The following is a 23,930-nucleotide window of genomic DNA, read 5'->3' as shown; positions in this document are numbered from 1 at the left end:
AAATTTGTTGATTTTCCATGATAAAGACCCTACACTTTATTTATAACGTTTGATGGGGCCGTGTGGCAGACGGCTACTAGGATGTTACGCAAATCTATTAGGAGGAACCAACATGAAAAGAACTATGAAAACCATGGATGGTAACCATGCAGCGGCACATGCTTCTTATGCATTTACCGATGTAGCGGCTATGTATCCCATCACCCCCTCGTCAGTGATGCCTGAGGCAACCGATGAGTGGGCCAACCAGGGGCGCAAGAACCTCTTCGGCCAGGTCGTACAGATCACCGAGATGCAGTCCGAGGCCGGCGCTGCCGGTGCCGTCCACGGTTCTCTTGCCGCAGGCGCCCTCACCACGACCTATACCGCGTCTCAGGGTCTTCTGCTGATGATCCCCAACCTCTACAAGATCGCCGGTGAGAGACTGCCGGGCGTCTTCGATGTGTCCGCCAGGGCCATCGCTTCTCACGCACTGAGCATTTTCGGAGATCATTCCGATGTATACGCCGCCCGTCAGACAGGCGTCTGCATGCTCTGTGAGTCGTCTGTACAGGAGGTTATGGACCTGACGCCTGTAGCGCACGCCGCTGCCCTGAAGGGGCGTCTTCCCTTCATCAATTTCTTCGATGGCTTCCGCACCTCCCATGAGATCCAGAAGATCGAGACCTGGGACTACGAGGACCTCAAGGATTTCGTTGACCAGGATGCCTTAAAGGCCTTCCGTCAGAATGCGCTTAATCCCACACATCCCCGTGAGATGGGGTCTGCACAGAACCCCGATATCTTCTTCCAGACCCGTGAGGCATCCAACCAGGCTTATGATGATATGCCAGCGATCGTTGAGCACTACATGGATCTGGTGAACCAGAAGCTTGGCACCAATTACGGTCTCTTTAATTACTATGGCGCCCCGGATGCGGAGTCAGTGATTATCGCTATGGGCTCTGTCTGTGAGACCATCGATGAGACCATTGACTTTTTGATGGCCCGCGGCGAGAAGGTCGGTGTTGTCAAGGTTCGTCTCTATCGTCCTTTCGTTGCAGAGAAGTTGATTGAGGCAATTCCCGACACAGTCAAGAGGATCAATGTCCTTGACCGCACCAAGGAGCCCGGCGCTCTTGGCGAGCCCCTCTTCCTCGATGTTGTTGCGGCCCTGCGAGGCAGCAAGTTCGATCAGGTTCCCGTCTTCGGCGGCCGCTATGGTCTTGGCTCTAAGGACACCACGCCCGGCCAGATCATTTCCGTATTCAAGAATGACGAGAAGAAGGAATTCACGATTGGCATCAAGGATGATGTAACCCACCTCTCTCTCGATGTTCATGAGAATCCGGTTACCACTCCCAAGGGGACTACCAACTGCAAGTTCTGGGGACTTGGCGCAGACGGAACCGTTGGAGCCAACAAGAACTCCATCAAGATCATCGGCGATAACACCGATATGTATGCCCAGGCTTACTTCGACTATGATTCCAAGAAGTCCGGAGGCGTTACCGTGTCTCACCTGAGATTCGGCCATACCCCCATCCGTTCGACCTATCTGATCAGCCAGGCCAACTTCGTAGCATGCCACTGCCAGGCATATATCTACAAGTATCCCATGGTTCAGGATCTGGTTCCCGGCGGCACCTTCCTCTTCAACACCCAGTGGACCGAGGATGAATTAGATGAGAAGCTTCCCGGACAGGTAAAGCGCTTCATCGCCGAGAATGATATCAACTTCTACATTATCGACGGTGTAAAGATCGGTAAGGAGATTGGCCTTGGAAGACGGATCAACACCGTTCTCCAGTCCGCTTTCTTCTCTTTGACCAAGCTGATTCCCGAGGAGCAGGTATTGAAGCTCATGAAGGATGCGGCTAAGGCATCTTACGCCAAGAAGGGTGATAACGTTGTTAAGATGAACTGGGATGCCATCGACGCCGGTGCAACCGCTTACCACAAGGTAAATGTTCCCGCCTCCTGGAAGGATGCCAAAGATGATGACCTTGAGGCTGCCGTTCCCTCAACCGGACGCGCAGACGCAATCGCCTTTGTCAAGAATATCCAGCAGAAGGTCAATGCACAGACCGGCAACAGGCTTGCTGTATCTGACGTTCTTCCCTATCAGGACGGTTCCACTCCGAACGGGACGGCAGCTTACGAGAAGCGCGGTGTCGCAACTGATGTTCCCGTGTGGAATTCTGACAACTGTATCGGATGCGGCTTCTGCTCTTACGTTTGCCCGCACGCAGCGATTCGTACGATTGCTCTGACTGATGACGAAGTTGCCAATGCTCCCGAGGGCTTTGCAGCCAAGGATCTCAGACCCACCGATTACAAGTACGCTGTTGTTGTATCCGCTTACGATTGTACCGGATGCGGCTCCTGCGCCAATGTATGTCCCGGCATGAAGGGCAACAAGGCTCTGACCATGCAGAACTTCGAGGAGAACGAGGGTGAGCAGAAGTACTTCGACTACGCAGTTGAGCTTCCCGTCAAGGATGATGTTGTAGAGAAGTTCAAGCCCAATACGGTCAAGGGTTCCCAGTACAAGCAGCCCCTGCTTGAGTTCTCAGGCGCTTGCGCAGGCTGCGGAGAGACTCCTTATGCCAAGCTGATCACTCAGCTCTTTGGCGATCGCATGTACATTGCCAATGCAACAGGATGTTCTTCCATCTGGGGCAACTCTTCACCCTCTACACCCTATACGGTAGATGCCAAGGGACACGGACCCGCATGGTCCAACTCACTCTTTGAGGATGCGGCCGAGTTCGGTTACGGCATGCTCCTGGCTCAGAACGCTATGCGCGACAAGCTGAAGAACAAGCTGGATGCCCTGGAGAAGACCACAGCTTCCGCAGGCTTGAAGGATGCGATTGCAGTCTGGAAGGAGACCTTCCGTGTCGGCGCAACAAATGGCGCCGCGACCGATATCCTGATTGCCGAGCTTGAGAAGGAGGGATCTGAGGCCGCAAAGGAGATCCTTGACGAGAAGAGCTTCCTGGCCAAGAAATCCCAGTGGGTATTTGGCGGTGACGGATGGGCCTATGATATCGGCTTCGGCGGTGTTGACCACATCCTGGCATCCGGCAAGGATATCAACGTCATGGTTTACGATACGGAGGTTTACTCCAATACGGGCGGTCAGTCCTCCAAGTCAACACCGATCGGCGCGGTTGCCCAGTTCGCTGCCGGCGGTAAGGAGACTAAGAAGAAGGATCTTGCGTCCATTGCCATGAGCTATGGCTATGTGTATGTTGCTCAGATCTCTCAGGGCGCCGACATGCAGCAGACGGTCAAGGCAATTGCCGAGGCAGAGGCTTATCCGGGTCCCTCTCTGATCATCGCCTACGCGCCCTGCATTAACCACGGTATCAAGAAGGGCATGAGCAAGGCGCAGACAGAGGAGAAGCTGGCAGTTCAGTCCGGTTACTGGTTCAACTTCCGCTTCAATCCCCAGGCTGACAGCAAGTTCTCTCTTGATTCCAAGCAGCCCAGCGGAGACTATAAGGAATTCCTTCTTGGTGAGAACAGATACGCGGCCCTGCAGAAGTTCGACCCGCAGAAGGCAGCCGAACTCTTCGCCAAGTCCGAGCAGGATGCGAGAGATAAGTATGAACACCTTCAGAAGCTGGTGAACCTCTACAAAAAGCCGGAAGACTGATTCCAAAAAGAGTCACTTCAAATTCCAAAGAGGATCACCTCGAATCAAAGAGTATGAGGCTCTCATATGACCTGATAAACAGTCCCCGAGCTTAGGCCCGGGGGCTGTTTATCTTGTCAAGATTTTCCAGTGATGATAGAATGATCCATATGTTACGAAAGGATGTAGCCATTATGCCAGAGACTTCAGAGATCAAATTCAATATTCTGCCAAATGATGCGGATATCGATCGCTTTGGCGATACGGACAGGGATCGACTTCAGGACGAGGAGACCAATCCGTCTGAAGAGGAGAACTTCGATCGGCCTGATGATGAAGAGGTTGATTCGGCCGAAGAGCAGTTCAACAGTGAGGATATGGCTTTTCTGGCTGAGATTGATTCCTTCCGCCAGAAGGCGACACAGCTGCAGAATCTGATCCTGTCCAGGCAGAACCAGGTCCGGGAGCTGGATGCGATTGTCCGGGTCAAGGAGGAGGAGAAATCCCGCCTGAATCAACTGATTTCTGAGAAGAAGGAAGAGGCGGACAGCATCGCCGGAGATGTCGAGGATCAGGTTGACCGGGTTCTCAGCAAGCTGTCCGGCGATATGGGAGCTCTCAATCAGAAGCTTTCGGATTCCCTGAAGCAGACAGAGGAGAGCAGGGCTGATCAGGATGCCTTTCTCAGGGATCAGATGAGCCAGATGCAGTCGTCTGTGACAGGACAGCTTCAGCAGATGACAAGCGGGATGGATCAGCAGATGAGCCGGATGACCCGGAATATGGGGGATCAGGTGAGTCAGATGCAGTCATCTGTGACAGGACAGTTTCAGCAGATGACGAGCGGGATGGACCGGCAGATGAGCCAGCTGACCCAGAATATGGGAGATCAGCTGAGTCAGATGCAGTCGTCTGTGACAGGGCAGTTTCAGCAGATGACGAGCGGGATGGATCAGCAAGTGAACCAGTTGACCCAGAACATGGGAGATCAGGTGAGCCAGCTGGCCCAGAATATGGATCAACAGCTGAATCAGCTGACCCAGGACATGGGAAGTCAGGTGACGCAGATGACCCGGGATATGGACGGGCAGATGCTGGGGATGCGATCCAAGCTGGATGATACCGTAAAAATGATGTCGGAGGAGCTGACAGAGGCGATCGCCAGCATGAATGGAGGACTTGACGGAGTCAAATCCGACATTGCCAATAAGGTGCACAAGGAAAACGTCCAATCCTATCGAAATATTCAGGCCCTTCTGAAGGAACTGGATCATAGGGAAGAGGAGTTAAAAGAGGCTGATTCGAGAGCAACTTCACTCAGAAAACGCTTTGCGCTGGTTTCGACCTTCGCCGCTGTTGATTTTGTCGCTCTGCTTGTGATTCTGCTGAAACTGTTTGGAATATTCTGATGATGATATCGAGGGGAAATGCAGCAGTTTTGCTGCATTTTTCTTTTAGACAATAAAGTGCCTGAGGAGAAAAGATGAATCGTGATGATCTGATTTGGGTGCTGGGACATAAGAATCCGGATACGGACGCCATATGCTCGGCAATTGCCTATGCTAATTTCAAGAATATGACAGATAAGGGGACATATGTACCAAAGAAGGCGGGAGAGATGAACGAGGAGACTCGCTATGTCTTAAAAACCTTCCAGTGTGAGGAGCCGGAAACGGTATTTGATGTCAGCGCCCAGATTAAGGATCTGGCCCTTAAATACACGCCGGGCGTTAAGGGCAGCTACTCCCTGCGAAGGGCCTGGGAGCAGATGCGCGAGCTGAATGTGGTCACGCTTCCGATTGTCAATGACAAAGGCCAGGTGGAGGGGATCATCACTTCTGATGACATTGCCAGGTCCTACATGAATGTCTATGACAACGAGACGATGAGTAGCTCCCGCACCTCCTACGCAAATGTTGTAGAGACCCTGGACGGGAGGCTCTGGACCGGCAATGACCACGGTGTCTTTCACAGGGGCAAGGTTGTGATCGGATCCGGCGACCGGGACAATATGCGGCGGGAGATCGCCGCCAATGACATGGTGATTACGGGAAATGCCTGGGAGAGACAGGTGATTGCCATCAATGAGAATCCCTCCTGCTTGATCATCTGCGGGGTGAACAGCGTGGAGGACTCTATTATTGCCATGGCCAGGGAGAAGGATATCGTGATTATCTCTACGACCTATGATATCTTCACGACGGCCCGCCTGATTCATCAGGCCATGCCGATCCGCCAGTTCATGACGATGAGCAAGAATCTGATCTGGTTTGGGATGGATGACTATTTGGAGGATGTGACGGACCGGCTCAACAAGATCCGGCACAGGGATTTCCCGATTGTTGACGAACAGATGCACTATGTGGCGATGTTTTCCCGCAGGATCCTCTTGTCCAAGCAGAAGAAAAAGGTGATCCTGGTCGACCACAATGAAAAGAATCAGGCGGTGGACGGGATTGAGGACGCGGATATTCTGGAAATCATCGATCATCACAGGCTTGGAAGCCTGGAGACGATCAGCCCCATTGTCTTTCGCAATCAGCCCCTGGGCTGCTCCTGCTCCATTATTTATCAGATGTATCAGGAAAAGAAGATCGAGATTCCAAGGAAAATCGCGGGCCTGATGTGTTCGGCCATCCTCTCGGACACACTGATGTTCCGTTCCCCCACCTGCACACCCTATGACGAGGCCGCGGCGAGAACCCTGGCAGAGATTGCGGATATTGACATTGAAGAGCACGCAATGGCCATGTTCGAGGCGGGGAGCAACTTCAGGAACAAGTCTACGGAGGAGATTATGTTCACGGATTTTAAGACCTTCACCGCGGGGGATGTCAATTTTGGCGTCTCCCAGGTGTCCAGCGTCTCCGCCAAGCAGTTGGCAGCAATCAAGGAAAAACTGCTCAAGTACATGGAGACGGTCATTGTGGAGAAAAATCTGCATATGATCTTCGTCATGCTGACAAATATTTTGGAGCAGAGCACCGAGCTGCTCTATGCGGGGACGGACAGCCGGGATATCGTTCTTGACGCTTATGGAGAAGATCGGATGGCAGAGAATTCCGCGATCCTCCCAGGAGTTGTATCCAGAAAGAAGCAGGTGGTGCCGCAGATGATTGAGGCGATTCACTACCGGTCCATCTGAAGAGAAAGGAATGGGAAGAGGAATGGAGAGAGGAATGAAGAAAGAATCCTGGAAGCCGGGCAATATGCTCTATCCCCTTCCGGTCGTGATGGTCAGCTGTAGAAACAAGGCGGGAGAGGATAATATTCTGACTGTGGCCTGGACAGGAACCATCAATACCAATCCTCCCATGCTGTCAATTTCGATCCGCCCCTCCCGTCACTCCTATCTGATGATTCAGGAGAGCGGCGTTTTCACAGTGAATCTAACGACCCGTGAGTTGATGCGAGCTACGGATTTCTGCGGGGTGACCTCAGGGAAAGACCTGGATAAATTTCAGCGTTGCAATCTCACGAAAGAGGAGGCGGAATTGATCAGCTGTCCCATGATCGCGGAGAGCCCGGTCAATATGGAGTGCAGGGTTCGCCAGGAGATAGCGCTGGGGAGCCACTCCATGTTTCTTGCGGACGTCCTGCGGATTCATGCCGACAGCAGATATATGGATGAGAGGGGCAAGTTCTGCCTGGAAAAGGCGGATCCGATTGTTTACAGCCACGGGAGTTATTATGATCTGGGGCAGGAACTGGGGACCTTTGGCTGTTCGGTGAGAAAGAGATAGAAAGAGGCGAAGAGAACATATGCTGAGAACACGCGCTGAAAACACGCGCGATACAGGCTTGCCGATATGAAATATTCCGTGTGAAAAGGAGCAGGATATGGCCGACAGAAAGGCAATCAGTCTGGCGGATCATTTTGATGACAGGAAGCTTTTGCGTTTCACCAGCCACTCCATTTTGACCATGATTTTCACGTCCATTTACGGCATTGTGGACGGCTTTTTTGTGTCCAATTACGCCGGAGAAGTTGCCTTTGCGGCTCTGAATCTGGTGATGCCCCTTCTGATGTTGATCGCGGCAGTGGGCTTTATGTTCGGTACAGGCGGCGTCGCCCTGGTCTCTCTGAAGCTGGGACAAAAGGAGGAGAGACAGGCAAAGGAGATTTTTTCTCTGACAACCTATACTCTTATGGTCCTGGGGATCCTTCTCTCTTTGCTGGGATACCTGTTTGCCCCGCAGGCGGCAGTGCTTCTGGGAGCTTCGGAGGAACTGCTTCCCTATGGCGTTCTCTATGCCAGGATCAGTATGGTCAGCATGACCGCCTTTATGCTGCAGCACTTTTTTCAGAGCTTTCTGATCGCCGCGGAACGCCCCCGCATGGGCTTTTGGATCACGGTAATTGCCGGCGTGACGAACATGATCCTCGATTATGTCTTTGTGGCAGGATTTGGCCTCGGGCTGGCAGGGGCTGCCTGGGCAACCGTGGGAAGCGAACTGGTGGGAGGGCTGGTTCCTCTGGTCTTTTTTATTCTGCCCAATAAGACTCCGCTGCGATTGGGAAAGACAGGCTGGATGCCCTGGGCTCTGGTGAAAACCTGTACCAACGGCGCCAGTGAGTTCTTGTCCAACGCCGCCGCCTCCTTTATCGGCATGCTCTACAACAGACAGCTCCTTTGCTACATGGGGACCAATGGAATTGCGGCTTACGGTGTGATTATGTACGTCAATTTCATTTTTGTGGGCATTTTCTTTGGCTACGCCATGGGCGTTTCTCCAATCATCAGTTACCAGTATGGAGCCAGGAATCAGGCGGAATTGCGCAATCTCTTTCGGCGCAGTCTGTCTCTCCTCGCAGGGGCCAGTCTGATTCTGACGCTTCTGGCGGAACTCAGCGCCGGTCTTCTGGCTGGGATTTTCGTCGGCTACAATCCACAGCTGTATGCGCTGACCGTGCGCGGGATGAGAATTTACAGCGTCGCTTATCTTTTTATGGGATTCAATATATTCGGTTCAGCCCTCTTTACAGCTCTGGGCAATGGAAAAGTGTCAGCGGTTTTGTCCCTGGTCAGGTCTGTCCTTTTGCAGGTCGTTCTTGTGCTGCTTTTGCCGCTTATTTTGGGAGGGACCTCTCTCTGGATGATTGCGGCCCTGGTCGAGACGGGGGCTATCCTTCTGACGGGCTTTCTTGTGACGCGGTATCGAGAGAAATATCGGCTCTATTGAAGCAGGAGATCTACGATCTGCATATAGACTTCATCGTAGCGGATTTTCCAGTTGTAGCAGAGGGCTTCAGCCTGTTCTTTCCCGGTCACGTGCAAATCGAGACGGATGATTTCCTGATTCCCCTCTCTGGCAATCAGGCGGACAATATAGCCGCCGCCGACAGACCTGTCATAATTGGCGGTCAGGGAGTTCTCCCGGCAGATTCGTTTGCCCTGAGATGAGAGATAGGCCCGGATGTCTCCGGCGATTGCCTCGCTGATACGGTCCGAGAAGGCCTCAAGAGTTCTCTCGCCCTCCTCGCTGAGTCTGTAGAGGTGAACTGTGGATCTGGGACCCTCGATCAGCATTTGGCTTTCAAGCAGTTCAAAGATGACAGACTGAACGCGAAAGTAGTCCGCGTAGCGGAAATCTGTGAAAAAGTCTGTGATCTGCGACTTGCTCAAGGGCTCCTGAGCGGAGTGGATCAATTGCAAAACCATTATTTTGAAGAGGAGATTCTGTTCGGTCAAAATGAAATCCTTCCCTGCCATGGCATAAGCTTTTCTGGCCGGCTTAGCTTGCCTGGCGCCCGGCAATGGCCCAGACAGTTGCGGCTACAAGAAGCGACTCAATATCCTGCCTGTTCATAAAATTTAAAATAATGATAGCATACGCAGAATATATAAGATATACTTCCAGTATTGAATTCATCACATATAGGTCCGTTTGGACAATGAAATTCACTTTGAAATCATTCGTCGAATCAAATATTCATTTTTGAGGAGTTGCTGATGGCTACAAGTGCTATGGAAGCCCGTTACAAAACCCTGAAGCTGGTCGATTTAAAGGCCATTGCCAAGAAGAGGGGGATCAAGCGCGTCACAAATCGACGCAAGGCGGATCTGATCGCCGAGATGGTGGCTTTAGATGCCAGAGAGACTGAGGATGTCGCGGCGGCGGAGAGAGCGCTGAGGACAGGAAAGATCACAGAGAAGTCGACGGGAAGCGAGACGGAAGAGGCAGAGAATGCCGCTTCGACCGATGGAGAAGCTGTAAAACCGGTCAGGCGGAGAGGAAGACCCCGGAAGAAGCGGGTTGAGGATCAGCTGTCCGCCGATACAACCGCGGTCGCTGAGAGCGCGGGCTCGGAAGAGCAGAAGAGAGAGAGCGGGAATCCGGAGAATTCTCAACCATCGCCTGAGATCGGGCGCGCAAAGCGGAGGACACCTGCTCGAAGGACAGAGAACCAGCTGTCAGAGGACCAGTCGAGGGAGGAAATCGGGAAGACCCAGCACCGCCCCAAGAGACATATGGACCTGGGAGTGGAAGAAGAATCCGCGGACGCGGCGGGACACGGGGGATATTCCGGCTTCTACCGCAGATACAATGAACAGGGGCTTGACCGGCCCCGTCGCCATGAGCAGGAACAGACTTCCGACCGGCCCCGCCGCCATGAGCAGGAACAGACCTCCGACCGGCCCCGCCGCCATGAGCAGGAACAGACCTTTGATCGGCCCCGTCGCCATGAGCAGGATTCAGCCGATTCGCGCAGGAGTTACGACTCCAGGGATGAATCGAGGGGAGACAGGCAGGAGACCTACCACGAGTCGCCGCGCAGATCCTACAGTGAGTATGGCCACAGCTTCAGGCCTCACAGGGAAGAAGTCAGCGATGCCGTTTCTCCCCAGCTGGCTGAACAGATGTCTGACGCCAGCGAGGCTGATGGCATTTTAGAGATTATGCCCGATGGATACGGCTTTTTGCACACGGATAATTTCCTGACGGGAGAGGACGACGCCTATGTGGCGCCCTCTCAGATCCGCCGCTTCGCCATGAAAACCGGCGACCGGGTCGAGGGGCTTAAGAAGAGAAATAATCCCACAGATAAGTTCGCTGCCCTCCTTCGGATCAACAGTATCAATGGACGTAATCCGGAGGAGCTGCGGGGCCGTCAGTCCTTTGAGAATCTGACGCCGATTTTCCCAAGGGAGCGGCTGCGTCTCGAGCGAAAAGGAAGTTCGGTCGCCAGCCGTGTCATTGATCTGATTGCCCCCATCGGCAAGGGCCAGAGAGGACTGATCGTCTCTCCGCCCAAGGCAGGCAAGACGACCCTGCTCAAGGAAGTGGCCAAGAGTGTGCAGGAAAACCATCCCGAGATGCACATGATGATCCTCCTGATCGATGAGCGCCCCGAGGAGGTCACCGACATGAAGGAGACCATCGTGGGCGACAATGTGGAGATCATCTATTCCACCTTCGACCAGATGCCTGATCACCACACCAAGGTCTCTGAAATGGTAATTGAACGCGCCAAGCGCCTGGTGGAACAGGGGGAGGACGTGATCATTCTCCTGGATTCTATTACCCGGCTGGCCCGCGCCTATAATCTGACGGTGACCTCTTCCGGCCGCATTCTCTCTGGGGGACTGGATACGGCGGCTCTTTATATGCCAAAGCGCTTCTTCGGAGCGGCCCGCAATATGAGAGAGGGCGGCAGTCTGACTGTTCTGGCGACAGCTCTTGTGGATACCGGCAGCCGTATGGACGATGTGGTCTACGAGGAGTTCAAGGGGACCGGCAATATGGAGCTGATTTTGGACAGAAGGCTGTCTGAACGCCGCATTTTCCCTGCGGTGGATATTGTGGCCAGCGGAACCAGAAGAGAAGACCTCCTGCTGGACGCTGACGAGATGGAAGCGGCCCGTATTATGCACCGGGGGATTAACGGCCGCCGGGCAGAAGAGAATACGGAGGATCTGCTCAATATGTTTGCCCACACCAAGGACAATAAGGACTTCATCCGGCAGCTTCTGCGTCATCCGATTTTTTGATCTTTGTTTGGGTACGCAGATGTTTGGATGATGTTTGTGTAGAAAGTTGCAGAATCCAGGACAGTCATTTTAAATGGATGGTTATATGAATATGAAGCATAAACAACTTAAGGTACTCGTTATTGGAACATGCTCCTGGGATACAATTATTGATATAGAGGATTTTCCTAAAAAAGCAGGCACCTGCTTTGCCAGTGCCCGCCGAGATGTACTAGGTGGAACGGCTTCCGGGAAAGCTATCAATTTACATAGATTGGGTTTTAATGTCACTTTGTTGACCAAACTGGCAAATGATGATGCAGGCCGAAAGATACGGGCCAGCTTAGAATCCGAGGGTATCAACTATCAGTATATTGAAGATGAGACTTCCACGGAAAGACATACGAATCTGATGAATAAAAATGGGGAGAGAATTAGTATTTATACGGACTATGGTAAATTTGGACAGGATTTTGACATCATTGCCTATGAAAAAAGCATTGAAGAGGCAGATATTATCCTGTTAGATATCTGTGAGTTTGTCAAACATCTATTCCCTATTCTCAAAAAACATAAACATAAAATCTGGGTGGATATTCATGATTTTGACGGGATAAATCCCTGGCATCAGGAATTTCTTCCTTTCGCAAATGCCGTTTTTATGAGTTCGGATGTCCTTAAGACAGAAGAAAAAGTGAAGGAGGTGGTAAGTGCTCTTCTTCGGGATAAACAATTCGTTGTTTGTACGCATGGTAAAAAGGGTGCAGAGTATTTTAGCCCGGACGGAAAAGAAATATTTCAGGATATTGTGGAGCAATTTTCTCCCGTTGACAGTAACGGCGCGGGAGACGCTTTTGTCTCAGGTTATCTTTACGGAGTCAAAAATGGGTTTCCAGCTGAGATATGTATGAAATACGCCACCCTTGTTTCGGGTTTTACGATTGCCTCTCCTTTCCTGTACAACCAGGATCTGTCCGTCGAAAATTTAGAACAAATGTATCAGCAGTATTTTGGCTGATTTGCGAGATGTTGAAGGGAGAGCGTTTGATTACAGCCCCTTTCGTAATCTGTGAAAGAAACGATTAAGGATAAGGATAAGATGCAAAAAGTGATTGGGAGATACCTTGCAAAAGATGAGAGACCGTGCTAATATAAAAAAGCTGTTTATCGGGATGTAAATAGTATCGTGTATGTCCGCAGGGACATGAAACAGGGAATCAACGTATCGTATCAATGATAAAGAGGTATCAGTATGAGACAGGGTATTCATCCGGATTATTATCAGGCAACAGTGACATGCAACTGCGGCAACAGCTTCGTCACCGGTTCGACCAAGGAGAACATTCACGTCGAGATCTGCTCCAAGTGCCATCCCTTCTACACCGGTCAGCAGAAGGCTGCCAAGGCCCGCGGACGCATCGACCGCTTCAACAAGAAGTACGGCATCAGCGAGTAATTCGATATCAGATCGCAAGAGAGGCTGTGACAATAGAAAGACGACCACTTATCGCGGCCGATCTTTTCTATAGGTCACAGTCTCTTTTCTTTATATCCAAGGTTACTGCGTAAATGCATTCTCTGTAAAATCTTCTGCCCTTCGCCGGGATATAACTTGATGACAGGGATCTGCAAATTGCAAATTGATATGTGACAGACAAATATGAGAATATAAAGGGTGATTTATGGCATATTCCGGTATTGGCGGACAAGCTGTTATTGAGGGGATCATGATGCGAAATCAGGATCGCTATGCCATCGCGGTTCGAAAGCCCGATGGACAGATTGAGGTCACAGTTGAAAATATAGGAAAGGGACAGCGCTTTGCCCGGATTCCCATTTTAAGAGGAACGGAGAACTTCCTGTCATCCCTCTTGCTGGGGATCAGAAGCCTGATGAAATCGGCAGAATATTTCGAAGATGAGGACAAGGAGCAAGGGGGAGATAGGGAAAATGCCGGCTCTCGAAGCGACGGGACTTGTCTGAGGACAAATGCGCCTGCGGGGGAAAAGCGAAAAGAAACGGCGGCACTCTTTGGAACGCTGGCCCTCTCCCTGCTGATTGCTCTGGCTCTGTTTCTTGCCCTCCCCTATGGTCTCTCCCGCTTCTTTGCCCGCGTGATTTCATCTTCGGCTCTTCTGGCACTTCTGGAGGGTGTTATTCGAGTGGCAATATTCTTGGTCTATCTGCTTTTCATCGGCAGGACAGAGGATATTCACCGAACCTATATGTATCACGGGGCGGAGCACAAGTGCATTAACTGTATTGAAAACGGTTGGGAACTGAATCTGGTCAATGTCCGCAGGGCGTCCTGCCGCCATAAGCGGTGCGGAACCAGCTTCATCTTCCTGGTTCTGATGATCTCTGTCTTCGTATTCATGCTGATTCGGGCTGACCAGCCCTTGCTGCAGCTTCTTCTTCGTATTTTGCTTGTGCCCTTGATCGCCGGGATTTCCTATGAGTTTATCCGTCTGGCAGGCCGAAGCGATGCGCGCTGGCTGCGGATTTTGTCTGCGCCCGGTCTGTGGATTCAGGGGCTGACGACGCAGGAGCCTGAGGATGAGATGATGGAAGTGGGCATTGCTTCTGTGGAGGCGGTCTTTGACTGGAAGACCTGGCAGAGGGAGAATCTAGGAACGGTTCGGGAGCATTCTGATTCGATCCATACGAAAATGGAAGGCGTGGAAGCCAAGGAGCGTGCAAATGACCTATCGGGAGGCCCTGACCTGGGGCAAAGAACAATTGCAGACAGCCCAGGTTCCTGACTTTGCGCTGGATGCAGGTTATCTTCTGGAATTTGCAAGCGGCAGAAGGCATGTAGACTTAATTCTGTCCGATGGAGAGCAGATGCCGGATGCTCTGCTCGGGAAATATCGCAGCTGCATCGAACGGCGGGCGCAGCGAATTCCCCTCCAGCAGATCACAGGAAGCCAGGCCTTTATGGGCCTTGACTTCATGGTCAATGAGCATGTCCTCTGCCCCCGGCAGGACACGGAGACTCTGGTGGAGGAGGGACTTACGATTCTTGCCTCGCTTCAATCGGGCAGCGTCAAAAATAGACAGGCAAACGCGGACAGAGAAATCCGTCTGCTTGATCTCTGTACCGGAAGCGGCTGCATCCTGATTTCCCTTCTCGCGCTCGCCCGGGGACAGGAAACACCGATACATGGACTGGCCGCTGATCTCTCGCCCGAGGCTCTGGCTGTCGCGAGAGAGAACGCCAAAAGAAATGGGGTATCCGCTGCATTTGTCCTCTCAGACCTCTTTGCGGAGATTGAGGGAAGCTTTGACCTGATTACGGCCAATCCCCCCTATATTCCCTCCGGGCAGCTGGAGGATCTGATGCCGGAGGTGAGAGATCACGAGCCCCGTATGGCTTTGGACGGGGATGAAGACGGACTCGCCTTCTACCGGCGAATCGCGGGTCAGGCTCCGGATTATCTGAGAGAAGGAGGCTGGCTCTTGATGGAAATCGCGTTCGATCAGGGACAGGCTGTCCGGCAGATGCTGGCCGACGGCCCCTTTGAGGAAATCGAGATCATACAGGACCTTTCAGGGAGGGATCGGGTTCTGAAAGGAAGGATGATACATGTTTGACAAGCTAGAAGATCTGGTTGCCCGCTACGAGGAAATCATGCGTCAGATCGCGGAGCCGGATATCGCCTCGGACGGAGCGAAATTCACGGAGCTGATGAAAGAACAGAGCGAGCTGGCCCCGATCGTGGAGACCTTTCGCGCCTATCAAAAGCAAAAACAGTCAATAGAGGATTCTCTGGAGCTGCTTGACGCGGAGTCCGATGAGGAGATGCGCCAGCTGGCCAAGGAAGAGCTGGCCGAGGCCAGGGCTTCGGCGGAGGAACTGGAAAATCAGCTCAAGGTCCTCCTTCTTCCCAAGGACAGCAATGATGACAGGAACGTGATCATTGAGATTCGCGGCGGCGCCGGAGGAGATGAGGCGGCCCTCTTCGCGGCGGAGGTCTACCGCATGTACCGCCATTACGCTGAGTCCAGAGGATGGGCATGCGAGGTGATGGAGCTTGAGGAGACCGGAATCGGGGGCATGAAGAAGATCAATTTCATGGTCAGGGGAAGAGGAGCCTATTCCACCCTTAAGTACGAGTCCGGCGTGCACCGGGTACAGAGGGTCCCCGCCACAGAATCCGGCGGCCGCATCCACACATCGACAGTTACCGTGGCTGTTATGCCCGAGGCGCAGGAGGTAGATGTAGTTATCGATCCGGCGGACATCCGCATCGACGTGATGCGGGCTTCCGGAAACGGCGGTCAGTGCGTCAATACAACGGATTCCGCCGTACGGCTGACCCACTATCCCACGGGAATTGTTATTTACAGTCAGACGGAGAAGTCCCAGCTGCAGAACAAGAACAAGGCCTTTGCCCTGCTGCGGGCCAAGCTCTATACCATGGAAATGCTGCGTCAGCAGGAGGAGGCCTCTGCCCGCCGCCTCGCGCAGATTGGAAGCGGAGACCGCTCGGAGAAAATTCGAACCTATAATTTTCCCCAGGGTCGGGTGACGGACCACCGGATCAATCTGACTCTGTACAAGCTGGACAAGATTTTGAACGGAGATCTTCAGGAGCTTTTAGATGCCCTGATGGCCGCGGATCAGGCCGCCAAGCTTGCGCAGCAGGAGAGGGATTGATATAATATTTTTGTTAATTTGATCGTGTTTTTACCGCTTTTTGTCTTTTGAGTGCAGGAGGCTTTGCATGGCTGAGAATCATTTCGCAATCAATGAGGGCGTCAACGTGGCCAATGATGTCTTTTCCATTATCGCCGGCCTGGCCGCCTGTGAGGTGGACGGCGTCTCCTCTCTGGGCGGGAATCTGGATGCCGGCTCTATTTCCAAGACGACCTCGTCCAAGCTGTCCAGGTCCGTCCGCCTGGTCAGGGCGGATGACAATACGCTTCGGGTGGCGATTATTATCAACCTGGAATTCGGCTATGAGATTCCCAAGGTCTGTGCCCAGGTACAGGACCGGATCAAGACGACGGTCGAGAATATGACCGGACTCAAGGTCTCTGAGGTCAATGTGCGCGTCGAGGGCGTGCGCTTGTCTTGAGCGGGATAGGGACAGACAATCTATCTGTTGTATCATTCAGGTGTCTGTACAGCAGACACCTTTTTCTTTGTTGTAGAGGGATTGACCCGCGGCTTTTCTCTCAGAGGAGGGATGGGCCGCGCGGCACCAGAGTCAGAAGATGGAGAAGAAGACCATGATAAGGCGTCAGATTCGTGAAACCGCATTTCGCATTCTCTTTGTCCTTAATTTCTGCCCGGCAGATCAGATGCAGGATCAGCTGAATCTCTACTTCACCGATCATACCGAGCTTGAAATAGACGATTTGACCGAGGAGGAGGATCAGAAGGCCGTCATCCGGCTGGACCAGGCGTCCTGGCCGGAGATCACGGCAAAATGCCTGGGCGCGGCCGGACACTTGCCGGAGATTGACCGGATCATCGAGGAGTCCTCTGAGGGCTGGAAGCTGAGCCGCCTGACCAAGGTGGACCTGACTCTGCTTCGGCTGGCGGTCTATGAAATGAAGTTTGAAAATTTGCCCTCCGGCATCGCCATCAACGAGGCGGTCGAACTGGCAAAGCGCTATGGAACGGATAAATCCCCCGCTTTCGTCAACGGGGTTCTGGCAAAAATCTCATGAGCGGTCAAACCTATACTGTCGGACAAGTTAATCACTATATCGCGGGCCTCTTTCAGGAGGATTTCCTCCTGCGCCGGATCCGTGTCAAGGGTGAGGTGTCCAATCTGATCTATCACAAGTCGGGACATATTTATTTCAGTCTCAAGGACAGTTCCGGTGTCTTAGGCGCGGCTATGTGGAGGAGTCAGCGAGCCTCCGGTCTGACCTTTGCCATGCGGGAGGGAGATCAGGTCGTTGTCAGCGGGACGGTTCAGGTCTATGAGAAGGGGGGCTCCTATAAGCTGATCGCCTCTCAGATTGAAAAGGAGGGACTGGGAGATCTCTATGTGCGCTTCGAGGCCCTCAAGAAGCAGCTGTCTGAGATGGGGATGTTCGACGCCTCCTATAAGAAGCAAATCCCCAGATACGCGACTAAAATCGGTATCGTGACCGCTCCCACGGGGGCAGCTATCCGCGATATCATTCAGGTCTCCAAGAGAAGGTATCCGGGCATTGAAATCGTCCTCTACCCTGCCCTGGTACAGGGAGAGAAGGCGGTTGCCTCCATTGTCAGGGGAATTCAGACCCTGGACGCCATGGGGATGGATCTTCTGGTTGTCGGCCGCGGCGGAGGCTCTATGGAAGACCTCTGGGCCTTTAACGAGGAGTCTGTGGCCAGGGCGATTTTTGACTGCAGGACCCCGCTGATCTCCGCGGTCGGACATGAGACAGACACCACGATCGCCGATTTTGTGGCGGATCTGAGAGCGCCGACGCCGTCGGCCGCAGCGGAACTGGCTGTTTTTGACTACGCGAGCCTGCAAAAAGACCTGCGCTCGAAAAGAGAGCGTATGGCATCCGCCATGCAGTACCGGCTCAATACATTCAGAAATCGTCTGGCCGACATCGAGCACCGGTTGGAAACGGCTTCTCCGCAGGAGATGATCCGAAATTTAAGAGGGCGTCTGGACGGGGCCAGACATCGACTGGACCAGGCTCATCCCAGCAGGCGAATTTCTCTGATGAGGGAAGAGGTCCTGCGGGCAAGGCAGCGTCTTTGTCAGGATATGGACCGAAGATTGGAGCAGAAGAAGCAGCTCTTAGCGGTCGCGGTGGAACGGCTGGACGGATTGTCGCCGGTCAGAAAGCTGGCCTCCGGCTTCTCCTATGTGCAGGATAAGGCGGGAAGACGGGTTGAAGACGCAGGGAAGCTTAAGGTGGGTGATTTTATCCACATCTATCTGCACAGAGGGCAGCTGGACGCAGAGGTGTCCGGAATTTCTCTGAAAAAGGACGGTTTCAAGGGCTGATATGCCCGGGGAGGAAGAATGACAGAAGAAAAAAAGACATGGGAGGACCTGTCGATTGAGGAGTCATTTGACTATCTGGATCAGGTCCTGGCCAGACTGGAGAATAAGGACAGCAGTCTGGAGGATTCTTTTGCGGCCTATCAGGAGGGAACCCTGGTAATCAAGGCGATTAACGACAAGATTGACGCCGTCGACCGGAAGGTACAGATTCTGGACGCTCAGGGGCAGACCAGTGATCTGACCCTGTCAAAATGACGCAGAAAGCGGTGCGAGATATGGATGTTCGTAGGGAACTGGAAGAGCGGACTCTGGAGGCGGAGGGGATCATCCGACGCTTTTTGCCCCGGGAAGAGGGCTATCAGAAGACAATCATGGAGGCGATGTCCTACGCCCTTATGAGCCCGGGTAAGCGACTGCGTCCCATTCTCATGAGAGAATGCGCCGCCTGCTTTGATCAGACAAGCCCCCAGGCGCTGCCCTTCTTTATGGCGGCAATTGAGATGATACACGCCTATTCCCTGGTCCATGACGATCTGCCGGCTATGGACAATGATCTCTTGCGCCGGGGGAAGCCAACAACGCACGCCCGCTTTGGAGAGGCCATGGGAGTTCTGGCGGGCGACGCCCTGCTCAATTACGCCTTTGAGACGGCGCTTCAGTCTCTTGAGACAGACGGGACAAATCCGGCTGTTCACAAGTCTCTGATTCTTCTGGCCAGAAAGGCGGGGATTTACGGAATGATTGGCGGCCAGGTCGTTGACGTGGAGTCGGAGCACATCCAGGGGATGGACAAGCACCGGCTGGATTTCATTCATGAGCTGAAGACCGGGGCGCTGATCGAGGCCGCCATGTGCATTGGGGCTCTTTTGGGCGGCGCAGATGAGAGTCAGCTGCTGACCGTGGAGCAGGCGGCTGCCAAGATCGGGCTGGCCTTTCAGATTGAAGATGACATTTTGGACATCACCGGAGATGAGAAGACCATCGGCAAGCCTGTGGGAAGCGATGAGCGAAACCACAAGGTCACCTATGTGACCTTCGCCGGTCTGGAGGGGGCCCGCAGGGACGCGGAGAGCCTGACAAGAGAGGCTCTTGAGAATCTTGCCTCTCTCCCCAGGAAAAATGACTTTCTCATGGAGCTGGTCGCTTATCTGGCCAGGCGCAACAGGTAGCGAGATGTGATCGCCGGATCGAAGGCAGAGGGATACTATGGTTCTTGATCGAATACAGGGCCCGAACGACGTGCATAAACTGGACGCGTTCGAGAGGGAAAAACTGGCGCGGGAGATTCGCTCCTTCCTGATTGAGAAGTTATCTGTGACGGGAGGACATTTGGCCTCGAATCTGGGCGTGGTGGAATTGACGATCGCCCTGCACTCGATCTGTGATTTGCCGAGAGATCAGATTGTCTGGGACGTAGGGCACCAGTCCTACACGCATAAGATCCTGACCGGACGCAAGGGAGATTTTGACAGACTGCGCGCCATGGGAGGACTGGCCGGATTTCCGAAGCGGGAGGAGAGCGACTGCGATATCTTCGGGACAGGCCATTCTTCAACCTCTATTTCCGCCGGTCTGGGACTGGCTGTGGCCAGAGAGTTAAAGGGGGAGGACTATAAGATTTTCTCTGTGATCGGCGATGGGGCCATGACAGGGGGCATGGTCTACGAGGCCCTGAACAACGCGGCCGAATTCAAGAAGAACTTTGTCATTATTTTAAATGACAATAACATGTCCATTTCCCGCAATGTGGGCGGCCTGTCCATGAACCTGGCCAGGATGAGGACCTCGGAAAACTACAAGAATTTCAAGTCCGGCATGCAGAGCTCTCTGGAAAAGATCCCGGTCTACGGCAATCGGATTGTAGACCGGATGCGCAAGACCAAGGAGGGAATTAAGCAGCTGGTTATTCCCGGGATGATGTTTGAGCAGATGGGGATTATGTATCTGGGACCGATCGACGGAAGTGATATCGAGGGGATGCGGCAGATTTTCCTGGAGGCCACCAAAATCGAGGGGCCTGTGATTGTCCATGTGCTCACGACCAAGGGAAGGGGCTTCGCCCCGGCGGAGCGTCACCCGGCCAAGTTCCACGGGACAGCGCCCTATGATATGGCGACGGGTCTGCCCCTGAAGAATCCGGCGACGACCTACACGGATGTCTTCTCCACAGTGATGCGCAAGATGGGGGGGCGCAATGATCGTCTTCTGGCGCTGACAGCGGCGATGGAGACGGGGACCGGTCTGGTTCGCTTTCATAACCGTTATCCCGGCCGATTTTTCGATGTGGGAATTGCGGAGCAGCACGCGGTGACCTTCGCGGCGGGACTTGCCAGCCAGGGGCTGATTCCGGTTTTCGCCGTCTATTCCTCTTTCCTGCAGAGGGCTTTTGACCAGATTCTGCACGATGTCGCCATTCAGAAGCTGCATGTGATTTTCGCGATTGACAGGGCCGGTCTGGTCGGACCGGACGGAGAGACGCATCAGGGAATCTTTGACCTCTCCTATCTCTCTTTGATCCCCAACATGGTGATTCTGGCGCCCAAGAATAAGTGGGAGCTTTCGGATATGCTCAAATGGGCTATTGACACAGAGGGGCCGGTGGCGATTCGCTATCCCAGGGGGGCGGCTTTCGATGGACTGAGGGAGTTTCGGGAACCGATTCAAAGGGGCCGGGCGGAGGAAATTTATCCCCTGCGCGGCAGAGGGACAAAGATGATCCTTCTGGCCCCGATCGGGTCTATGGTGGAGCGCGCGCTTCGCTTAAGAGAATTGCTCCTTCAGGCGGGGTATGATGTCGCCCTGGTCAATATGCGCTTTGCCAAGCCGGTTGATGAAGCGATCCTGGCCGACTACGCCAACCGGGTCGATCTGGTTGTCCCCATGGAGGAGAATGTCCTGGCAGGCGGTTTCGGGGAGCATGTTGAGATCTGTCTGAAGGAAATCGGCTATAGGGGGAAGACCTTTTTGGTCGGCTTCGCGGATCACTTCATCCCGCACGGGTCAGTGGAGGCTTTGATGGAGGAGGAGGGTCTGACAGCCGAAAAGATCTCCCGGAAAATTATTTCCCTGTTATCGAGTGAGGAGTGAGCCTTGAAGGAAAGACTGGATGTTCTTATGGTAAAACGCGGACTGGCTCCCTCACGCGAGAAGGCCAGGACGATGATTATGGAGGGGAATGTCTTTGTCAACCAGGAGAGGGAAGACAAGGCGGGAACCCAGGTGAAGACGGATGCGGATATTGAGATTCACGGCAAAGTCCTGGCCTATGTCAGCAGAGGCGGCCTGAAGCTGGAGCGGGCCATGGCAAGTTTTCCCATTTCTCTTAGGGGAAAGGTCTGCATGGATATCGGGGCTTCTACCGGCGGCTTTACCGATTGCATGCTGCAAAATGGAGCCGACAAGGTCTTTGCGGTCGACGTCGGCTATGGACAGCTGGCCTGGAAGCTCCGCCAGGACGAGCGGGTCGTCTGTATGGAGAAGACGAATATCCGCTATGTGACGGCAGAGGAGATCGGCCAGCCTTTGGATTTCGCCTCCTGCGACGTCTCCTTTATCTCGCTGAGCAAGGTCCTGCCAGCCGTCAATCCGCTCTTGGCCGAGGGAGGAGAGATGGTCTGCCTGATCAAGCCGCAGTTTGAGGCCGGAAGAGATAAGGTGGGCAAAAGGGGCGTTGTCCGGGATCCCGGGGTTCACAGGGAGGTGATCGAATCGGTCATCTCTTACGCGGGGGAGAATGCCTTTGCTGTGCTTGGACTGGATTACTCGCCCATCAAGGGGCCGGAGGGGAATATCGAGTACCTGATTTACCTGAAAAAGTCCGCGGATTCTTTCGCGGAGGAGCTGCCGCCTGTGGATCCCGAGACTGTCGTGAAGCAGGCGCATGAAGAGCTGGACCGGTGAGTAGATAGAGACCGGAGGATTTTATCCATGAAGAACTTCTTACTTGTCACAAGAAATATGGAGGTCAGCCGGGACTGGATTGACAGGTTAAAGGCGGTGATTGCGTCCAGGGGAGGGAGTCTGATCTGTCTGGAGAATCCCCAGGATTCCACGAACCCGGGATCTATCCCGGTTCCGGAGAATACGGACGGGATCCTGACTCTGGGCGGAGACGGAACCATGATCCGGGCGGCGCAGAATACTTTGGGCAGCGGGGTCCCTCTAATCGGAATCAACGGGGGACACCTGGGCTATCTCTGCGATCTGGATCCCGACGGCGTTGACGAGGCCATCGACCTGCTCATGGAGGACAGGTATGAGATTGAGAGCCGGATGCTTCTGGCGGGCATGGTATATGACGCGCAGAAAAAACCGGACCAGGAATCCGTCGCGCTAAACGACGTTGTGATCGTCTCAAGGCGGCCTATGGAGATCCTGTGTTTGACGGTCTATGTCAACGGGCAGCCCCTCTATACCTACCACTGCGACGGTATGATATTCGCGACGCCGACCGGGTCTACGGCCTATAATCTATCGGCCAAGGGACCGATTGTCGATCCCAAGACCAGGTTGATTCTTTTGACCCCCATCAATCCCCACACCTTAAATTCCAGGTCTATTGTCTTAGATCCCAATGATATCATCTCAGTAAAACTGACGGCCAGAAGAGAGGGCGACGAGCCGGTCGCGGAGGTCTCCTTCGACGGCAATCACAGAAGACAGCTGGTCCCCGGGGAAGAGCTTGTGGTCTACCGGTCCAGGGAGGAGATCAAGATGATGAAGCTCTCTAAGATGAACTTCTTAGAGCGTATCCGCAACAAAATGCAGTCCAATTAGACAGACGAGGAGCGAGCAGTGAAGCAGGACAGACAGGCAAAAATTCTGGATCTGATTGTAACCAGAGAGATCGGGACCCAGGAGGAGTTGACCAGAGAGTTGAAAAGGGCCGGTTATCAGGTGACGCAGGCCACCGTCAGCCGGGATATCCGTGAGATGCAGCTGACCAAGGTGGCCAGGGCGGACGGACGCCTCGTCTACGTCTCCTATCAGAGCAGTCCGCAGGATCTGAGCGAGAAGTATGTGAGAATCTTTCGGGACGGCTTTTTGAGTATGGATAATGCCATGAACATCCTGGTCATCCGCACGGTCTCCGGGATGGCCATGGCCGTGGCGGCCGCCCTGGACAATATGCAGCTGGGTGAGATTGTGGGAAGCATCGCGGGAGATGATACCGTCATGTGCGCTGTCCGCAGTATTGACGATACAGCGGCCCTGATGACCAGGCTTCGGCATGTTTTAGAAGAGACCGGTCCGGCAGCCAGGAGAGACCGGGAGGCTTGACGGGAGAGACCGGAAGGCTTAACGGGAGAGACCGGGAGCTTTAACAGGCCCGGTTTTGCTTCCGCCGATTTGCATCAGATTTGTAGC

General features: G+C 53.5%; 21 protein-coding genes. 20 read left to right on the top strand and 1 reads right to left on the bottom strand.

The window, feature by feature from the left end; genetic code table 11:
* The first annotated feature begins 112 nt into the window (after nucleotides 1–112).
* From nifJ to GCWU000342_RS03945, 5 genes are all read left to right on the top strand, one after another.
* Nucleotides 113–3,643, top strand: a complete 3,531-nt coding sequence (nifJ, locus tag GCWU000342_RS03965) for a pyruvate:ferredoxin (flavodoxin) oxidoreductase (protein WP_006905984.1) — start codon at nucleotides 113–115, stop codon at nucleotides 3,641–3,643.
* A gap of 173 nt (nucleotides 3,644–3,816) precedes the next feature.
* Complete coding sequence (locus GCWU000342_RS03960; RefSeq protein ID WP_045000273.1) at nucleotides 3,817–5,031, top strand: hypothetical protein; 1,215 nt, start codon at nucleotides 3,817–3,819, stop codon at nucleotides 5,029–5,031.
* A gap of 74 nt (nucleotides 5,032–5,105) precedes the next feature.
* Nucleotides 5,106–6,767, top strand: coding sequence for a putative manganese-dependent inorganic diphosphatase (locus GCWU000342_RS03955; protein ID WP_006905982.1), 1,662 nt, complete (start codon nucleotides 5,106–5,108; stop codon nucleotides 6,765–6,767).
* Nucleotides 6,768–6,801: 34 nt separating this feature from the next.
* A complete protein-coding gene (locus tag GCWU000342_RS03950) occupies nucleotides 6,802–7,365 on the top strand; it encodes a flavin reductase (RefSeq protein WP_045000657.1) in 564 nt (187 codons plus the stop codon).
* Nucleotides 7,366–7,462: 97 nt separating this feature from the next.
* Nucleotides 7,463–8,806, top strand: a complete 1,344-nt coding sequence (locus tag GCWU000342_RS03945) for an MATE family efflux transporter (protein WP_006905980.1) — start codon at nucleotides 7,463–7,465, stop codon at nucleotides 8,804–8,806.
* Here the strand turns inward: GCWU000342_RS03945 and GCWU000342_RS03940 are convergent.
* Complete coding sequence (locus tag GCWU000342_RS03940; protein ID WP_169304663.1) at nucleotides 8,800–9,315, bottom strand: DUF4364 family protein; 516 nt, start codon at nucleotides 9,313–9,315, stop codon at nucleotides 8,800–8,802. The two genes, GCWU000342_RS03945 and GCWU000342_RS03940, sit on opposite strands and share 7 nt — an antisense overlap.
* Before the next feature lie 261 nt (nucleotides 9,316–9,576).
* Between GCWU000342_RS03940 and rho the strand changes: the two genes are divergently transcribed.
* The 15 genes from rho (at nucleotide 9,577) to argR (ending at nucleotide 23,843) form a co-directional block, all read left to right on the top strand.
* Nucleotides 9,577–11,616 (top strand): transcription termination factor Rho, encoded by a 2,040-nt coding sequence (rho, locus tag GCWU000342_RS09910; protein WP_006905977.1) that lies wholly within the window; start codon nucleotides 9,577–9,579, stop codon nucleotides 11,614–11,616.
* 73 nt (nucleotides 11,617–11,689) lie between these two features.
* A complete protein-coding gene (locus GCWU000342_RS03930; protein ID WP_006905976.1) occupies nucleotides 11,690–12,613 on the top strand; it encodes a carbohydrate kinase family protein in 924 nt (307 codons plus the stop codon).
* A 234-nt stretch (nucleotides 12,614–12,847) separates the two neighbouring features.
* The gene (gene rpmE, locus GCWU000342_RS03925; RefSeq protein ID WP_006905975.1) at nucleotides 12,848–13,051 is read left to right on the top strand and encodes a 50S ribosomal protein L31; all 204 of its coding nucleotides are present in this window, start codon (nucleotides 12,848–12,850) and stop codon (nucleotides 13,049–13,051) included.
* A 226-nt stretch (nucleotides 13,052–13,277) separates the two neighbouring features.
* On the top strand, nucleotides 13,278–14,357 hold the full coding sequence (locus tag GCWU000342_RS03920; protein ID WP_006905973.1) for a DUF1385 domain-containing protein: 1,080 nt from the start codon (nucleotides 13,278–13,280) through the stop codon (nucleotides 14,355–14,357).
* Nucleotides 14,296–15,189, top strand: coding sequence for a peptide chain release factor N(5)-glutamine methyltransferase (prmC, locus tag GCWU000342_RS03915; protein ID WP_045000271.1), 894 nt, complete (start codon nucleotides 14,296–14,298; stop codon nucleotides 15,187–15,189). Before GCWU000342_RS03920 ends, prmC begins: the two co-directional genes overlap by 62 nt.
* Entirely contained in the window at nucleotides 15,182–16,255 is a 1,074-nt protein-coding gene (gene prfA / locus GCWU000342_RS03910) for a peptide chain release factor 1 (RefSeq protein ID WP_006905971.1), read from the top strand. The genes prmC and prfA overlap by 8 nt, the downstream gene beginning before the upstream one ends.
* A 67-nt stretch (nucleotides 16,256–16,322) precedes the next feature.
* Nucleotides 16,323–16,676: an Asp23/Gls24 family envelope stress response protein gene (locus tag GCWU000342_RS03905; protein WP_006905970.1), complete on the top strand. Its 354-nt coding sequence runs from the start codon at nucleotides 16,323–16,325 to the stop codon at nucleotides 16,674–16,676.
* Nucleotides 16,677–16,815: 139 nt separating this feature from the next.
* A complete protein-coding gene (gene nusB / locus GCWU000342_RS03900; protein WP_006905968.1) occupies nucleotides 16,816–17,274 on the top strand; it encodes a transcription antitermination factor NusB in 459 nt (152 codons plus the stop codon).
* A complete protein-coding gene (xseA, locus tag GCWU000342_RS03895; protein ID WP_006905967.1) occupies nucleotides 17,271–18,563 on the top strand; it encodes an exodeoxyribonuclease VII large subunit in 1,293 nt (430 codons plus the stop codon). The genes nusB and xseA overlap by 4 nt, the downstream gene beginning before the upstream one ends.
* An 18-nt stretch (nucleotides 18,564–18,581) precedes the next feature.
* Nucleotides 18,582–18,818 (top strand): exodeoxyribonuclease VII small subunit, encoded by a 237-nt coding sequence (xseB, locus tag GCWU000342_RS03890; protein WP_006905966.1) that lies wholly within the window; start codon nucleotides 18,582–18,584, stop codon nucleotides 18,816–18,818.
* Between the two features lie 20 nt (nucleotides 18,819–18,838).
* Nucleotides 18,839–19,732: a polyprenyl synthetase family protein gene (locus tag GCWU000342_RS03885; RefSeq protein WP_045000269.1), complete on the top strand. Its 894-nt coding sequence runs from the start codon at nucleotides 18,839–18,841 to the stop codon at nucleotides 19,730–19,732.
* Nucleotides 19,733–19,769: 37 nt separating this feature from the next.
* Nucleotides 19,770–21,650, top strand: coding sequence for a 1-deoxy-D-xylulose-5-phosphate synthase (gene dxs / locus GCWU000342_RS03880; protein ID WP_006905964.1), 1,881 nt, complete (start codon nucleotides 19,770–19,772; stop codon nucleotides 21,648–21,650).
* A 3-nt stretch (nucleotides 21,651–21,653) separates the two neighbouring features.
* Nucleotides 21,654–22,463 (top strand): TlyA family RNA methyltransferase, encoded by an 810-nt coding sequence (locus GCWU000342_RS03875; RefSeq protein WP_044959711.1) that lies wholly within the window; start codon nucleotides 21,654–21,656, stop codon nucleotides 22,461–22,463.
* A 27-nt stretch (nucleotides 22,464–22,490) separates the two neighbouring features.
* The gene (locus GCWU000342_RS03870; protein WP_006905962.1) at nucleotides 22,491–23,339 is read left to right on the top strand and encodes an NAD(+)/NADH kinase; all 849 of its coding nucleotides are present in this window, start codon (nucleotides 22,491–22,493) and stop codon (nucleotides 23,337–23,339) included.
* Nucleotides 23,340–23,357: 18 nt separating this feature from the next.
* Nucleotides 23,358–23,843, top strand: a complete 486-nt coding sequence (gene argR, locus GCWU000342_RS03865; protein WP_006905961.1) for an arginine repressor — start codon at nucleotides 23,358–23,360, stop codon at nucleotides 23,841–23,843.
* Nucleotides 23,844–23,930: the final 87 nt, after the last annotated feature.

It is taken from the genome of Shuttleworthella satelles DSM 14600, assembly GCF_000160115.1.
Classification (GTDB): domain Bacteria; phylum Bacillota; class Clostridia; order Lachnospirales; family Lachnospiraceae; genus Shuttleworthia; species Shuttleworthia satelles.
The sequence above is the reverse complement of the archived record's forward strand: the minus strand, read 5'-3'. Positions and strand labels throughout refer to the sequence as shown.

Excerpts from the sequence above, each read along its gene's own strand:
- GCWU000342_RS03945 (WP_006905980.1), top strand. The coding sequence starts at position 7,463 with ATGGCCGACAGAAAGGCAATCAGTCTGGCGGATCATTTTGATGACAGG.
- prmC (WP_045000271.1), top strand. The coding sequence starts at position 14,296 with ATGACCTATCGGGAGGCCCTGACCTGGGGCAAAGAACAATTGCAGACA.
- xseA (WP_006905967.1), top strand. The coding sequence starts at position 17,271 with ATGAGCGGTCAAACCTATACTGTCGGACAAGTTAATCACTATATCGCG.
- GCWU000342_RS03870 (WP_006905962.1), top strand. The coding sequence starts at position 22,491 with ATGAAGAACTTCTTACTTGTCACAAGAAATATGGAGGTCAGCCGGGAC.
- GCWU000342_RS03950 (WP_045000657.1), top strand. The coding sequence starts at position 6,802 with ATGAAGAAAGAATCCTGGAAGCCGGGCAATATGCTCTATCCCCTTCCG.
- GCWU000342_RS03960 (WP_045000273.1), top strand. The coding sequence starts at position 3,817 with ATGCCAGAGACTTCAGAGATCAAATTCAATATTCTGCCAAATGATGCG.
- rpmE (WP_006905975.1), top strand. The coding sequence starts at position 12,848 with ATGAGACAGGGTATTCATCCGGATTATTATCAGGCAACAGTGACATGC.
- GCWU000342_RS03930 (WP_006905976.1), top strand. The coding sequence starts at position 11,690 with ATGGATGGTTATATGAATATGAAGCATAAACAACTTAAGGTACTCGTT.
- nifJ (WP_006905984.1), top strand. The coding sequence starts at position 113 with ATGAAAAGAACTATGAAAACCATGGATGGTAACCATGCAGCGGCACAT.
- GCWU000342_RS03920 (WP_006905973.1), top strand. The coding sequence starts at position 13,278 with ATGGCATATTCCGGTATTGGCGGACAAGCTGTTATTGAGGGGATCATG.
- nusB (WP_006905968.1), top strand. The coding sequence starts at position 16,816 with ATGGAGAAGAAGACCATGATAAGGCGTCAGATTCGTGAAACCGCATTT.
- dxs (WP_006905964.1), top strand. The coding sequence starts at position 19,770 with ATGGTTCTTGATCGAATACAGGGCCCGAACGACGTGCATAAACTGGAC.
- GCWU000342_RS03885 (WP_045000269.1), top strand. The coding sequence starts at position 18,839 with ATGGATGTTCGTAGGGAACTGGAAGAGCGGACTCTGGAGGCGGAGGGG.
- xseB (WP_006905966.1), top strand. The coding sequence starts at position 18,582 with ATGACAGAAGAAAAAAAGACATGGGAGGACCTGTCGATTGAGGAGTCA.
- prfA (WP_006905971.1), top strand. The coding sequence starts at position 15,182 with ATGTTTGACAAGCTAGAAGATCTGGTTGCCCGCTACGAGGAAATCATG.
- rho (WP_006905977.1), top strand. The coding sequence starts at position 9,577 with ATGGCTACAAGTGCTATGGAAGCCCGTTACAAAACCCTGAAGCTGGTC.
- GCWU000342_RS03955 (WP_006905982.1), top strand. The coding sequence starts at position 5,106 with ATGAATCGTGATGATCTGATTTGGGTGCTGGGACATAAGAATCCGGAT.
- GCWU000342_RS03905 (WP_006905970.1), top strand. The coding sequence starts at position 16,323 with ATGGCTGAGAATCATTTCGCAATCAATGAGGGCGTCAACGTGGCCAAT.